General features: G+C 36.5%; 14 protein-coding genes and 1 riboswitch. Of the genes, 1 reads left to right on the forward strand and 13 read right to left on the reverse strand.

Annotation, left to right across the window (positions count from 1 at the left end):
• Nucleotides 1-2: 2 nt before the first annotated feature.
• The 4 genes from VTHSUH11_RS04040 to VTHSUH11_RS04055 all read right to left on the reverse strand — a co-directional run bounded on the left by VTHSUH11_RS04040 (nucleotide 3) and on the right by VTHSUH11_RS04055 (nucleotide 4,454).
• Complete coding sequence (locus tag VTHSUH11_RS04040) at nucleotides 3-239, reverse strand: hypothetical protein (RefSeq protein ID WP_105092713.1); 237 nt, start codon at nucleotides 237-239, stop codon at nucleotides 3-5.
• Nucleotides 236-1,051, reverse strand: coding sequence for a sulfurtransferase (locus VTHSUH11_RS04045; RefSeq protein WP_105092714.1), 816 nt, complete (start codon nucleotides 1,049-1,051; stop codon nucleotides 236-238). Before VTHSUH11_RS04045 ends, VTHSUH11_RS04040 begins: the two co-directional genes overlap by 4 nt.
• Nucleotides 1,052-1,140: 89 nt before the next feature.
• The gene (locus VTHSUH11_RS04050; protein WP_105092715.1) at nucleotides 1,141-1,539 is read right to left on the reverse strand and encodes a (deoxy)nucleoside triphosphate pyrophosphohydrolase; all 399 of its coding nucleotides are present in this window, start codon (nucleotides 1,537-1,539) and stop codon (nucleotides 1,141-1,143) included.
• Nucleotides 1,540-1,553: 14 nt separating this feature from the next.
• Nucleotides 1,554-4,454 carry a DEAD/DEAH box helicase gene (locus VTHSUH11_RS04055; protein WP_105092716.1) on the reverse strand — a complete coding sequence of 967 codons (2,901 nt, stop codon included), beginning with the start codon at nucleotides 4,452-4,454 and terminating at the stop codon, nucleotides 1,554-1,556.
• Between the two features lie 282 nt (nucleotides 4,455-4,736).
• Between VTHSUH11_RS04055 and VTHSUH11_RS04060 the strand changes: the two genes are divergently transcribed.
• Nucleotides 4,737-5,669: a DUF3829 domain-containing protein gene (locus VTHSUH11_RS04060; protein WP_105092717.1), complete on the forward strand. Its 933-nt coding sequence runs from the start codon at nucleotides 4,737-4,739 to the stop codon at nucleotides 5,667-5,669.
• 52 nt (nucleotides 5,670-5,721) lie between these two features.
• Here VTHSUH11_RS04060 and VTHSUH11_RS04065 read toward each other — a convergent pair whose 3' ends face one another.
• From VTHSUH11_RS04065 to VTHSUH11_RS04105, 9 genes are all read right to left on the reverse strand, one after another.
• Complete coding sequence (locus VTHSUH11_RS04065; protein ID WP_244899977.1) at nucleotides 5,722-5,925, reverse strand: hypothetical protein; 204 nt, start codon at nucleotides 5,923-5,925, stop codon at nucleotides 5,722-5,724.
• Between the two features lie 165 nt (nucleotides 5,926-6,090).
• Nucleotides 6,091-6,906 (reverse strand): ABC transporter ATP-binding protein, encoded by an 816-nt coding sequence (locus tag VTHSUH11_RS04070; RefSeq protein WP_105092718.1) that lies wholly within the window; start codon nucleotides 6,904-6,906, stop codon nucleotides 6,091-6,093.
• On the reverse strand, nucleotides 6,899-7,696 hold the full coding sequence (locus VTHSUH11_RS04075; RefSeq protein WP_105092719.1) for an ABC transporter ATP-binding protein: 798 nt from the start codon (nucleotides 7,694-7,696) through the stop codon (nucleotides 6,899-6,901). The genes VTHSUH11_RS04070 and VTHSUH11_RS04075 overlap by 8 nt, the downstream gene beginning before the upstream one ends.
• Before the next feature lie 12 nt (nucleotides 7,697-7,708).
• On the reverse strand, nucleotides 7,709-9,277 hold the full coding sequence (locus VTHSUH11_RS04080) for an ABC transporter substrate-binding protein (RefSeq protein ID WP_105092720.1): 1,569 nt from the start codon (nucleotides 9,275-9,277) through the stop codon (nucleotides 7,709-7,711).
• A gap of 149 nt (nucleotides 9,278-9,426) precedes the next feature.
• Complete coding sequence (gene nikC, locus VTHSUH11_RS04085; RefSeq protein ID WP_105092721.1) at nucleotides 9,427-10,248, reverse strand: nickel transporter permease; 822 nt, start codon at nucleotides 10,246-10,248, stop codon at nucleotides 9,427-9,429.
• Nucleotides 10,248-11,186 (reverse strand): nickel ABC transporter permease, encoded by a 939-nt coding sequence (gene nikB / locus VTHSUH11_RS04090; RefSeq protein WP_105092722.1) that lies wholly within the window; start codon nucleotides 11,184-11,186, stop codon nucleotides 10,248-10,250. The genes nikC and nikB overlap by 1 nt, the downstream gene beginning before the upstream one ends.
• 160 nt (nucleotides 11,187-11,346) lie before the next feature.
• Nucleotides 11,347-11,533: riboswitch (cobalamin riboswitch) on the reverse strand.
• Nucleotides 11,534-11,851: 318 nt separating this feature from the next.
• Nucleotides 11,852-12,625, reverse strand: a complete 774-nt coding sequence (locus VTHSUH11_RS04095) for an ABC transporter ATP-binding protein (protein WP_105092723.1) — start codon at nucleotides 12,623-12,625, stop codon at nucleotides 11,852-11,854.
• Nucleotides 12,618-13,394: an ATP-binding cassette domain-containing protein gene (locus tag VTHSUH11_RS04100; protein WP_105092724.1), complete on the reverse strand. Its 777-nt coding sequence runs from the start codon at nucleotides 13,392-13,394 to the stop codon at nucleotides 12,618-12,620. The genes VTHSUH11_RS04095 and VTHSUH11_RS04100 overlap by 8 nt, the downstream gene beginning before the upstream one ends.
• A 9-nt stretch (nucleotides 13,395-13,403) precedes the next feature.
• A complete protein-coding gene (locus VTHSUH11_RS04105; protein WP_105092725.1) occupies nucleotides 13,404-14,201 on the reverse strand; it encodes an ABC transporter permease in 798 nt (265 codons plus the stop codon).
• Nucleotide 14,202: the final 1 nt, after the last annotated feature.

Below are 14,202 nucleotides of genomic sequence, written 5' to 3' on the forward strand. Positions count from 1 at the left end.
AGTTAGCTTTCACGAGCACGTTTATGTTTTCGATCATTCTTAGCTTGGGCACGGGCTTGGCGAGCCGCTTCATTGGCTTTCAGCTCATTTTCCTTGCGATATCTAAAATAATTCGCCACAACGGATAACAGGAAAATAACCATAACGGTTACATTAAACAATCCGGGACCATAGGTGTACAGATGGTAACATAAATACGCAAAAGCAATGACAGATAATATATGGTTCAACATTCTCATAGCGTTTCAACCCCCGTTTGAATTGGGAAATCATCGTAGGTTACCCAATCACTGGAACTGCCCACATATAAGGCAGATGCAAGACCAACCTCACTCATAACGAGCATGGTGTTACAAGCGGTAACACCAGAACCACAATAGCTAACTATAGGCTTTTGCTGATGAAGCTCCTTCTCGAATTCAATTTCTAAATCCTTAATAGGTCGTGGTCCTTCAGCGGTATAACCACTTTCATAAAAATGATTAATAGCACCTGGTATATGTCCGGTCATGCCGTCCATTACATCTATTACAGATCCATCATAGCGTTCAGGCGCACGAGCATCAACAATAACATGAGAACCGGATTGGCTCGCATCCAACACCTCGTCACGACTCATAGTCATATGTGTTTGCAATGTATAGTTGAAAGTTGTCGTTTCCACAGGCAATGGTGTAGGATCTTTAGTTAGCAGATGACCTTCCTTAACCCATCTTTCAATACCACCGGATAAAACTCGTACATCTGTAAGCCCTAGATAACGTAAGGTCCACCAAAGACGTCCAGCCAAGAATAGCCAAGAATCATACACAACAACCTTAGCATGCTCATTAACGCCAAATGCTTCTAAGGTTCTAGCCAACTGGTCCATATCTGGCAATGGATGGCGACCACCATGCTCACCGATAGGCCCCGTTAAATCCTTAGTTATATCCACGGGGAAAGAACCCGTAATATGCCCTCGTTCATAATCTTGAAAGCCTCTTGCATCGAGGATGATAACCTCATCCATGATAGGTAATAATTCGTTAGGAGTAATGAAATTAGACATAATGACTCCTTTCATGTGATTATATCGAAAAATACAAATCTGTTAATACCATTATATACGAGGGGACGAGTATATACAATTAATCTCAGTTATAAAAGTTTATATAAAGCATCTACAGCATCAATATCAGCTGGCAACCAATCTACAGTGTATAGTTCTGCCTTAGTTAACCATTTAGCAGCTTCATGCTCAACTAAGGTAACATTGGAATCGACTTTTAATGTACATAAATAGCAATGCATTGTAAGATCAAACTTTTCATAGCCATTATATTGTACTGTAATTAATTTCTTACCTACATCAATATCTGCTTCTAATTCTTCTTTTATTTCCCGTATTAAAGCTTCAGCATGAGCCTCACCGACTTCTACTTTACCACCAGGAAATTCCCAGCCATCTTTTAGATCACCATACCCTCTTTGAGTAGCTAATATAGTATTTCCCTTTTGAATTATAGCCGCAACAACTTCTATTTGTTTTCTATTCATTATATATATCACACCTATCCATTTATTAAATAATCATATATATCATCACGCACTGGTATATCCAATCTATATTCTAATTCAACCGCATTTGTGCCACTCGCCATTACAATCTCTTTTGCATTTTCCTTTCCTGTTGAATGGATAGGCCCTAAATAATAAAACTCTTTAGACTCTTCGTCATCCTTATTTTTACGTACAAATAAGTGCATTGCGATATCTAGGCTATCAGCATCAAAAGCCGATACTACATCATCAGATGTGAACGATCGATTGTTTTTAGAAATTGCTTTAATCAAAGTCGGGGATTCAAATCTATCTTCGTACTTTATACTATCCTGAATTCCTTCATCTTTATGATAGTTTATAAAGACAGGATATGTTTTTGTTTCACGATGATACTTATATCCACCTATATTCAACGGAACTTCATTTTGAGGCCACTCTAACAATTGACATACTTGTTCATAGTTATATTTTTCATAAATAGCAAATGGCGTATTATTTAAGATACTATGTTTATATCTAGTATGATAGCGGTCTAATCCAAAACTTATCAATTCACTTATATGCTTTCTGAAATCTTCATTCTCCAAAGCCTTTTTAAATATTTTAGAAATTGAATAGTCATTACCATCTGCCTCAATAAAAATACAATCTTTAAATGTTTTTTTTGCAGATGATACAGAAAACTGGTTAGATAATATATTAATTAAATTAATTCTCCCTTTATCAGATAATTCAAGACCATACTCACCATGCAATAATTCTGTTACTCGATGAATAATATTGTCTTTCCCAGCCAATAAAAGCTGTAACGCCAATAAATCTCTCACACGCATGCCTGTTGCTAACTTTTGAGATATGTAGTGTAACATTTGTTCTTGAATTGGTGTAAGAGATACATTGTAGTCTTTATCCTTTATTTGGATTAAAAAATGATGGTAAGACTTATATTTATTAAAAATTTTTGTTATATCAATAGAGCCATATTCTTTAAAGTCTTTAATTCTCGGTACATGTCCCAACTTATATTTCAAATCTAGATATGCTTCTTTAATAATTTTAGCACTACTTAAATTAGCTGTATCTATAGCAGCAAAGATACGTTTTTTAGCAATAGCATCAAAATGAACGGTTGACGTTCCAGGAATAATACGATTCCCTGATTGTACATATTTTCGTAAAGTATCCTTGTTATAACTTCTATCACCAGATAACGCTAATGGTATCATATAGCTATTAGAATAATTACCTATAAAATCTAAGATAACTACAAATTCCTTATCTTCAAACTTCCGTAAACCACGACCTAACTGTTGAATAAATACAATAGGACTTTCTGTTTGCCGCAACATAATAACTTGATTTACTTCTGGAATATCTACGCCTTCATTAAAAATATCTACTGTGAATATATAATCCAATTGCTCATCTACAATACCTTGATAATCACCAGTCCCTGTCAATCGTGCTATTGCATCTTCACGTATTTCTTGTGAATCTTCACCAGTTAAGGAAATAGTCCTAAATCTCCTAAGATTGAATGCAGCAGATAACTCTTTTGCTTCTTTTTTATTGCTACAAAATACTAAGCCTTTAACACGACGTCCACTATGACCAAAATAACGAATTTTTTCAATGATTTTATCAACCCGTTCTCCTTCAGACAAATTGGAAAAACTAATATTATCCTCTTCAATGTTTATTTCCTTTCCATCTATCCAAAGATCACTTATCCCAAAGTAATGGAATGGACACAATAAATCCTCATCTAGCGCTTGCTCTAATCTAATCTCATAGACAATATTATGATGGAATAAGTTATATAAGTCATATCCATCAGTACGTTCTGGACTAGCTGTCATACCTAATAAGAATTTGGGCTTGAAATAGTCAATAATTCGTTGATAACTCTCTGCGCCTGCCCGATGCACTTCGTCAATAATAATACAATCAAAATCATCTGGATTATATTTTTTTAAAATATCAGAGCGCCCCATCATTTGCATAGTTGAAAATACATAATCTGCATCAAAACGTTTTACAGTTCCTGAAACAATGCCATACGAAATCGACTTATCATCAAAAACACGTTGAAAACTTCCCAATGCTTGCTTTGCAATTTGTTCTCGATGCACCAAAAACAGCAATCTTTTGGGTTTCATATCACGCATTGCGAATGCTGCTGCATAAGTTTTACCAGTACCTGTAGCAGAAATTAATAATCCACGAGTTTCATTTCTATATCTTAACTCATTAAAGTTATCTATAAATTGACGCTGCATCAAATTAGGCTCCAATTTTAAGGAGCCTTTTAACTCTACTTGTTCTGCAATACTTTGTAGTGATTGACGATTGGACCGTTCCCATCTAGGCCTATACCATGGCAAGAACTCCGAATATTTCATAGTAAACTCGGAATTCCAATACAATTCAAACTCCTCTAAAACTTCTTTAGTATAAGTATCATCTTTATGAGATTGAGCTCTAGTATTCCATTCTCTATTCTTTTTTAGCGCATTAATAGTTAAGTTCGAACTACCTACTATTATTTGATATAACTGATCTTGTTTAAAAATATATCCCTTTGTATGAAAACCATGTTTACTGCCATTACTAGTGCAATATACACGAAGCTCTATATTATTTAAATGCCCTAAATCATCAAGAACATCTGGATTATTAAACCCTAAATAGTCTGTAGTTAAAATACGCCCCTTTATGCCTCTACCTTCTAATTCTTTCAAAATAGGTTTCAATACCAATAATCCATCTGCAGTTATAAAGGCCACGCTAATAATAAACTCATCACATGTACGTAAGCCATCCTCAATAGCAGATAAAACATTACGTCCTTCCCCATTAGCAATGAGCTCTGTTGTAGAAAAATTAATCATATTTTTTGAATCAAACATAGTAGACTCCCCTATCAATAATATATATATTATTATAGCAGCCCAAAGCTATTACTCCCAATTTTATTAACAAGAAGAATCCCTATTCAATATTTCATACCCCCAACATAAACTTTACGCAAAATATTTATATTTATTTAATAATTTATCATTTATATGTATCTTTTTTGCCCCCTGATTCTATGCTATAATAAAGGTACTATCGAGTATATAGAATATATAAAATATAGATATATTTACAAAAATACTTACATAAACGGATTTTACAAGGAGTATAGGCAATTGAAAAAGGGTTATATTAAATTAATCTTAGCCATAATTCTAGGGATTGCTGTAATTAGTGGCGGGATTTATTGTGCATATCACTTCCTCTCTAATAAATCAACGACAATATTATATCGTTCTACTATCGAGGATAAAATTAATGCCTTACGACCTTATATTGAGGCAGCCGATACGTTTAATATGAATAGTGTTGCCTATACATATCAATTACAACCAACCCTTGAAGAATTACGTAATCATTCGCACAATACGACTGTAACATTACCTAATTACAAAGAGTTAAAATCTCAACTCGAAGCAGCAAAACAAGAAAGCTCCACACCTTATGAGGATGTTAATAAAGCGACCGATGAATTGCTTGCTATTTTAACACAATTAATTCCTGTATCCGAGCAAATCCAAAATTACTATACAGACCGTACCTTTGAAAAGGACAATTATGTGGGTAGTGATAATTTAGCAAATCAATATGTTCCACTTGCAGACCAATTCAATGCAGCTTATAACGCCTTTGATTTAACCCTTGAAAATCGTAATAATGAATTGTACTCTGAGCGTATGAAAGAATTTGCTAAAGAAAATCGTGTCAATGCAGTTAACTTCATTGAGCTCAATATCCTATTATCTCAAACAGTAGATATCATCGATCCTGATGGTAATACAGATACACAAAAGGTAGAAACAAATCTACAAGATATTACTAAACGCATAAACGCATTACAACCAGGTACTAAACCTGAAACGCAAACTGCTGTTAAACTATACCAAGATGCAGTAAAGGAATTTATTGCAGAAGCAAGAAATTACATCATTATTAACTCCTCCTACGGCGAAGCATATACACAATTATATGTAAAATATAATCGTATGATTAGTCGTGCTAACGAGGTGGATATGAATGATCTTGATGCAGTAGATAGCCAAAAATAATGTGAGTATATGAAAAAGAGGACCATTGGGTCCTCTTTTTCATATACTCACATTATTTTCGTTTTAAATCTTTCGTAATCATATAGTATTCGGATGGTGTCATCTTAATACCATCGATGTATTTATTGCCTACGATATTAATTTTAGGATATCCAAGGAACAATGCTACAGATTCATCTAGCATAAGTTGTTGCGCATTAATAACGGCATTACGTCGTATAACTGGATCGGCCCCGCTTTCACCAAGAGCTATCAATTCATCAAAGCGCGGACTGGAGAAACCAGAACCATTATATTCAACGCCTGTGCCCCAATATTGTTTTAAGAAACCAAAAAATAGCAGTTAGCCGATCAACTAACTGCTATTTTACTTAACCTATACACTTTAATTTATTTCAAAGTAAGCCTCATGCATATACTATTATGCTTCTAATGTAGCTTCTTCTAATGAAAGTGGTTTATGATCTTGACCAATTTCAAAGATAGAACTCAATAGAACCTTTGTATAAGGATGCTTCGCATCAGCTAAATGGAATGCATCTAATTCTTCAACGATAGCACCTTTGTACATAACAACCACTTTGTGGCACATTGTACGAATGAACGCAATATCATGAGCAATAAATAGGTATGTTAAATTTTTCTTTTTTTGTAAGCGAGCCAATAGGTCCGCTATGGAATCCTGTACGGATACGTCAAGAGCACTTGTTGCTTCATCTAATACTAGGATTTCAGGTTCTAATACGATAGCACGAGCAATGGCTACACGTTGACGTTGACCACCAGACATTTCATGTGGGAATCGATGCATAAACTCACGCGGTAAATCTACCATTTCAAGGTAATCCCCAGCGATTTGTTCTTCTTTTCCCTTTTCAAGAAGCCCAAAATTATATAGTGGTTCAAGAATAATGTCCTTAACCTTCATACGCGGATTAAAAGCTGCCGATGGATCTTGGAATACCATTTGAATTTTTTGACGATATTCTCTAGTTTGTTCTGAATTCATGTGTTGAATCTCAACACCATCAACATAGATTTCACCTTCTGTAATAGGTAACATCTTCATAATCATACGAACTAGAGTTGTTTTACCAGAACCAGATTCACCTACAATACCAAGAGACTGCCCTTTTTCAAGGGTAATGTTGATATCTTTACATGCTTCTAGCTCTCCGCCAGTCGGAAGAGGGAATCGTTTGCATACATTTTTAATTTCTACAGCGTATTTAGTCAATGTAACGACCTCCTCCCAATGTCGGCACAGCGTCTTTCAACTGTTTCGTATATTCGTTAGAAGGATTTTCTAAGATATCCTTTGGAGCACCTGCATCAACAACACGGCCCTTTTTCATAACGATGATGTAATCAGACATATAGGCAGCTACACCAAGATTATGCGTTACCATAACGATAGCTGAGTTATGTTCTCTAGACAACTCTAGCATTTGCATAACAACTTGTGATTGTGTTGTTACATCTAAAGCAGATGTAGGTTCATCACCAATTAATAACGCAGGATCCATCGCTAATGCCATAGCAATACCCACACGCTGGCGTTGACCACCAGATAACTCATGGGGATAACGACGAAGAATATCCGCACCATTAGGAAGAGAAACAGATTCTAATAACTCAATAGCACGACGATCACATTCGTCATTATCGATTTCTATGTGAGACTTATATAATTCTCTAAACTGTTTACCAATGCGAACTATTGGGTCTAAAGCACTACCACTATCTTGGAAAATCATGGCCATATCTTTACCACGTATAGCTCTCCATTCTGACTTAGATAGGGTGCGAAGGTCTTGACCATTAAAGAGCATTGTACCATCTGTGACCTCACCACCTATAGGCAATAAACCCATGAGGGCCCGGATCACGGTAGTTTTACCGGATCCAGATTCCCCTACAATGGTCAATACCTTACCGCGTTCCAAGGTAAAGTTTACATCCATAACAGCAGGCACACCTTGGTACGCGATGTTAAGGTTCTCTACAGTTAGTATGTTTTCTGCCATTATAGCTCCTTATTATTTTGTAATTTTATTAGTAATCCAGTAGTAGTCACTTGGGTACATGACAGCACCTTTCAAGTAAGAACCAGTAACGATATTAGTTTTAGGGTAACCTAAGAACAATGCAGCACCATCATTCATCAATAATTGTTGAATTTGAATTGCATAGTCACGACGTTTTGCAGGATCAAATTCAGTTTCAGCAGCATCTAATAATTGGTCAACTTGTGGATTGGAGTAACCAGAACCGTTTTGAGGGTTTGAACCATCCACATTAGTATGCCAGTAGTTAGCTAAGAACCAGATTGGATCGCCTGTATTAGCAGTTACGATGTTGGAGATAAGCATATCATAGTCGCCATCTTGACCCATTTTATCAATCAAGTTATAGTCAACTGTTTTGATTTTCATGTCGATACCCACTTTTTTAAGGTCTGCTTGAACAGCTTCTGCATAAAGTGGTAATTCTGCACGAGAGTTATATACTACGAAGTCAAATGTTAATGGTTTGCCATCTTTATCAAGGATGCCATCGCCATCTGTATCTTTCCAACCATCTTCAGCTAATAATTGTTTAGCACGATCTGGGCTATATGCATTAGGATCTTTCAAATCCTTGAAACCATAGTCCATAGATGGTGGAATTGGAGCAGAACCAGGAATGAATGTACCTTTTAACAATACATCGGCATAGTTTTTACGGTCTGTGGCGGAAATAACAGCAGCGCGAACCTTGTCGTCACCAAGAATACCCTTTTGGTTAATACGCGCCAACACTACGCGAAGAGATGCGATTTCGTCTACTTTAAATTTGTTGTTGCCTTGGAACAAGCCGATTTCACCAGCACCGATGTTAACAGCCATATCTACGTCGCCAGATTGTAAGCTCATAGCACGCGTATTAGGGTCATCGATGGAAGGAATTTCTACAGTTTTGAATGGTACTGCACCATCCCAATAGTTTTCGTTAGCAGCCATTTCAGCGCGTTCTTTAGTGAAGGATTTAACTACGTATGGGCCTGTACCGATAGGGCCTTCTTTCGCAAAGTTGCGTCCGTCTTTTTCAGATTGTACATCGACGATAAGGAACAATGGATCCGCTAAAAGCCCAGGCATATTAGGATATTCTTTTGTTGTATGAATAACTAATTGTTGACCATTAGCTTCCATAGAGTCATATTCGAAGAATGTTTTCGCACGGTTAGATTTTTCAAAAGCCCGTTCGATAGAGGCTTTAACTGCTGCAGCATCAACTTTTTTACCATTAGAGAATTTCACCTTATCATTGATTGTGAAAGTCCACGTTTTATGGTCTGGGGATACTTCCCATTTAGATGCAATCCATGGTTGAGGTTTCATTTGTTCGTCAAACTTAGCCAATGTTTCGCCTACACCATAGCGCATTACAACCCAAGCGAAGAAGTTTTCCGTAGGTTCTAAAGTAGAAGCGAAGTTAGTTACGCCTACTTTCAATACGTCTTTATTTGCAGAGCCGTTGTTATCGGAGCCACAACCTGCGATGAAGGAACCCATCATTACAATGCTAAGACCTGCTAAGAGGGCCTTTTTCCAAGATTTTTTCATGTAAAATCTCCTTGTACCATTACATATAAACATAAAACATACACATCATGACCACTACAATCTACAATAGTCATAATGGAAAAACCTTATTACCGCCTATTTATATAACAACTTTCACAACACAACCTATAAATAAGCATCACACGTAACTAACCTTGGTTCTTAGGATCCACTACGTCCCGTAAGGAATCAGACCAAAGGTTAAAGATAGCTACTACGATAAGGATGGACATACCAGGGAATGCCATAAGCCAAGGGCTCGTTTGCAAATATTGGCGTCCTTCATTAAGCATAAGACCCCATTCTGGTGTTGGCGGTTGAGCACCAAAACCTAAGAAGGATAGACCTGCTACTTCAATCATGATAGCCCCAATATCAAGCGCTCCTGTTGTAACAACAAGAGGAAGGATATTGGGAATGATATGACGTCTTAGAATAGTCGTTGTAGAGGCCCCCATCATGACAGCCGCCGTTACATACTCTTCACCGCGAACTTTCAACGTCATAGACCGTACAAGACGAGCATATTTTGCCCAACCTACAACAGATAATGCAAGAATGGTATTCAAAATACTACCACCTAAGATACCGGCAATAGCAATGGCGAGCACAACACCTGGGAAGGATAACATAATATCCGCCAAGCGCATAAGAACCATCTCGACCTTACCGCCAAAATAGCCCGCTACGGCACCAATAACAGTACCAATAGTCACCATAATCACTACAATAGATACGCCCATAAACAAGGATAATTGAGTGCCATAAATGATGCGAGACAATACATCACGACCAAGCTTATCTGTACCAAACCAATGTTGACTACTTGGCGCTTGTAATGCTTGACTCAGATTTGAGCTAAAAGCATCACCTGGTGCCAGCCATGGTGCAAATATAGCTATGAGAACTACCGCAATCATCAAGGCGCTATAGAAAGAGAACAATTTATGTTTTTGAATAAATTCTGCCATTATGCTCTCTCCCTTTTTAATCTAGGGTCTAACAAGATATATGACGCATCAACTAATGCATTAATACACATATATGCTAAGGCAACCCACAACACAAAACCTTCGATCAATGGATAGTCGCGCATGGTAATGGCATATACTGCCATATTCCCAAGGCCAGGCCAGGAGAATACCATTTCAATAACTGCAACACCGCCTAATAACCAACCGATAACAACGCCCAGTATAGTGATAAGTGGTAATACTGCATTAGGCAAAATATGACCGAATAAAATTTTCATCTCACTCACACCACGAGCACGTGCGCCGATAACATAATCCTTTTGCATTTCTTCAAGAATAACGAGACGAACTTGGCGCATGTACTTGGACCCGACTACAACAGCTAATGTAACGGCTGGTAGAATTACACCGATAGGAGTTACACGAGAGGACGCAATAGGAACGAGCCCTAATTTAAGACCAAAGATATAAATCAATACAAGGCCTAACCAGAATGATGGCATAGACACGCCTACAAAGGAAGCAGCGCGCAACAGATAGTCAATCCATTTGTTTCGATTTAAGGCGCTTATAATCCCTGCCGGCAATGCATAGAGCAATGTAAATACTAATGCTGTACCTGCTAACATAACTGTCCCTGGCAAAGCCTCCAACATACGATCTACAACAGGCTTTTTAGCAGAGTAACTCATGCCAAAATCACCTTGAGCCGCATTGACCACCCAGTTTGCATACTGTACGATAAACGGCTTGTCTAATCCTAATTGAGCACGGGTTTCATCGATAAGCTCTTGAGATACGATGGTATCCGCCGTTTCCAATAGCATAGTAACCGGATCCCCTGGAGCTAAATAGGTGAGACAAAATGTCAAAAATGTGATGCCAAACAGAGTGACAATAAATTGCCCCAATTGCTTGACAAAGCGTTTGCCCATAGGCACCTCCTATACCCTTTTCAAATAAAAACACATAATAGTGAATAAACATAAACACACACAAAAGCCAACAATAACATTATGGTGCCATCTAAGAAAATAACGAAAAAAAGATTAGCCTACCTGACTAACCTAAACAAAAGATACCACACAAATGGATACTATTCTATTAGATTGAGCAGGCTTTCTGACTATTGATTCATCACAACATCTCTGCCTTCCCAGTTTCCCAGTGACACTAAAATGAGATATTGCTCTTCATTACAGCTACTTTCATAGTATAGGATTTACACCCATTTTCCTCTTTTACGCTCGGTAAAACCGACACTCAGTTTATTCACTTTTATTAATTATAAATATACTATATTTATGATTTACTAACAATACATATACCCCCTATGGTAATAAATAATAAATTGATAATATTATCATAATTATACGCGCAAAAAATACAGAATCGTATTTCACATTACAACTCTGTATGAAATATCACTATATATTATATTAAGAATACATATTCTAAAATATATATAAGCATCTATGCATATACATACGCAACTTGTGGAACATATTTACTTCATAAGTTTTAAGAATTAGCCTATATTTCTAAGTTATTTTAATATAGTCATAACTTTAAGTATGTCAAACAGTCATCAAAACCAATTCTACAACGTATAATACGCATCTAATAATCGTTTCATAAAATCAGATTTTGGTTGCTGTAATACAGCTTTTCTAGGTCCCGACTCAATGATTTGACCATTTTCTATAACACCTATATCGTGAGCCAAATATTTCATTAAATCAATATCATGACTAACAAACAGATATGATAGATGTTTTTCGTGCTGCAATTCCTTCAATACGGTCATAATTTGAAATTGCGAACCTGTATCTAATTGTGTAGTAGGTTCATCTAACAGTATTAGCTCTGGATTAACTAACAGTATCCTAGCTAAGCACAAACGCTGTAATTCACCACCACTCAATTCTGTTACACGACGCTTCAAGATATTAGAACTCAATCTAACCATGTCTAATACTGCTACTATTTCTTGATCAATATTGCTCAACGGCAATTTATGAATATTAATTACTTCTTGTATAGCTTCTTGAGCTAAAAATTTAGGATAAATAGACTGCAATGGGTTTTGAAATAGCATTTGACAAGAACTTCTATATTCATGATTGCTGTGACGTAACCACTCTGTAACCGAACGGTTTTTAAAAAGAATTTCACCGCTATCAATAGATGTTAAGCCCATAATCATTTTCATGATTGTAGATTTACCGCTGCCACTTTTACCAATCAAGCCATATGTAGTCCCTTGACGAATTGCAATGGACACATCATTAACAATATTATGTTGTTTCTTTCCGAAAAAACCCATCTTGTAATGTTTAGAGATGTGATTGATTTCTATAATATTATCACTCATGATGAATCATCCTTTTGGGCATTGATGCTAAAAGACTTTGCATATATTCACTAGTTGGATTCTGCATAACTTCTTTTGTACTGCCTTCCTCTACAATACGTCCCTTTTCCATAACAATTATATAATCGCTAATATGCTCAGCAAAATCTAGATCATGTGTAATTATAATCATGCTATTTTTTAAATGCTCTTGCATAGATAAAAACAAGCGATATACCGATTTTCGTGCTATCGCATCAAGCCCCTTAGTAGGCTCATCCGCAATAATCCATTGTGGTTTAATTACAGATGCTAAAGCACATATAACTCGTTGCTGCATACCACCACTTAATTGTGCAGGGTAGGATGACAATATACGTTCTACATCATCAAAATCATACGCTAACAACTCTTGTTTGATTTTTTCTAATGCTATATTCCCCTGTATAAGTTGATGAAAGTATAAGGTATCTTCCATCTGTTCTCTAATAACAAGAGATGGATTTAATGCCGTAGCAGGATCTTGAGGAATATAAAAAATTTCTTTCCCCCGTAAGTATTGTTGCACCTCAGAGGTTAATGCCATATCACCATAGCTAATAGCACCCGTTACTTCTGCACGATTTAATAATCCTACAATTGATTTACCTAGCACTGATTTCCCACTACCTGATTCGCCGATAATTGCTGTGATATGCTGCGGTTGAATCACAGTATTTAATTGTTCAATCACAACCCCTTGTTCTTGAGGGAATGAGATTTTTACATTATTAAACGCAATAGATTTCATAATCCCTCCTTAAACCAATTGTTTTTTATAACTTTCACCAATATAATTCAATGCACCACAGAAAGTAAGAATGCATAAACCTGGCGCATATAACAAAATAGGATATGTTCGGAAGTATGTCTGACCTTCTTGAATCATAGTTCCCCAATCCGTCATAGGCGGTTGCAAGCCAAGTCCGATAAAGCTAAGACCTGACACCATAAGAACCGTAGTACTAATGCGGATGGTTAACAGAACTAATATGAGTGGGACTAATAATGGTAAAACATAGCGAAATATAATGTACAAATTAGAAGCCCCTAGCACTTTGGCCCCTGCTACATATTCACGTGATGTAATAGATAATACCTCACTACGAACAACTTGTGAAAATGAAGTCCAAGATGTAATAACAACAGCCAGGACTATACTAAACAAACTAGGTTCCAAAATACCAGCTAAAGCAATCATAAAAGCATATCCCGGAATACCTTGGAAAATATTGACTAAACTTTGAATAGCAAAATCAATGCGTCCTTTATAATAGCCACCTATAATCCCTAACACAAGTCCTAAAGTCATAGTTAATACCGCTGTAATAATACAGAAAAAAATTGAAATTTCTGCAGATACCATCAATCGGCTCACCAGATCACGACCCAAGGCATCAGTACCTAGCCAATGATTCCAACTAGGGGATTCAAAGGCTTGATAAATATTTACCACTGTAGGGTCATAAGGAGTCCAGAAAATACTAACAATGGCTACACATAGATAAAAACCTATAACAAAGAGGCATGCTTTTTCCATTTTTGTAAACTGTTTCATA

It is taken from the genome of Veillonella tobetsuensis (assembly GCF_002959935.1).
Classification (GTDB): Bacteria; Bacillota; Negativicutes; order Veillonellales; family Veillonellaceae; genus Veillonella; species Veillonella tobetsuensis.

Coding starts and splice junctions, on each gene's coding strand:
- VTHSUH11_RS04040 (WP_105092713.1), bottom strand. CDS start 239: ATGAGAATGTTGAACCATATATTATCTGTCATTGCTTTTGCGTATTTA.
- VTHSUH11_RS04045 (WP_105092714.1), bottom strand. CDS start 1,051: ATGTCTAATTTCATTACTCCTAACGAATTATTACCTATCATGGATGAG.
- VTHSUH11_RS04050 (WP_105092715.1), bottom strand. CDS start 1,539: ATGAATAGAAAACAAATAGAAGTTGTTGCGGCTATAATTCAAAAGGGA.
- VTHSUH11_RS04055 (WP_105092716.1), bottom strand. CDS start 4,454: ATGTTTGATTCAAAAAATATGATTAATTTTTCTACAACAGAGCTCATT.
- VTHSUH11_RS04075 (WP_105092719.1), bottom strand. CDS start 7,696: ATGGCAGAAAACATACTAACTGTAGAGAACCTTAACATCGCGTACCAA.
- VTHSUH11_RS04080 (WP_105092720.1), bottom strand. CDS start 9,277: ATGAAAAAATCTTGGAAAAAGGCCCTCTTAGCAGGTCTTAGCATTGTA.
- nikC (WP_105092721.1), bottom strand. CDS start 10,248: ATGGCAGAATTTATTCAAAAACATAAATTGTTCTCTTTCTATAGCGCC.
- nikB (WP_105092722.1), bottom strand. CDS start 11,186: ATGGGCAAACGCTTTGTCAAGCAATTGGGGCAATTTATTGTCACTCTG.
- VTHSUH11_RS04095 (WP_105092723.1), bottom strand. CDS start 12,625: ATGAGTGATAATATTATAGAAATCAATCACATCTCTAAACATTACAAG.
- VTHSUH11_RS04100 (WP_105092724.1), bottom strand. CDS start 13,394: ATGAAATCTATTGCGTTTAATAATGTAAAAATCTCATTCCCTCAAGAA.
- VTHSUH11_RS04105 (WP_105092725.1), bottom strand. CDS start 14,201: ATGAAACAGTTTACAAAAATGGAAAAAGCATGCCTCTTTGTTATAGGT.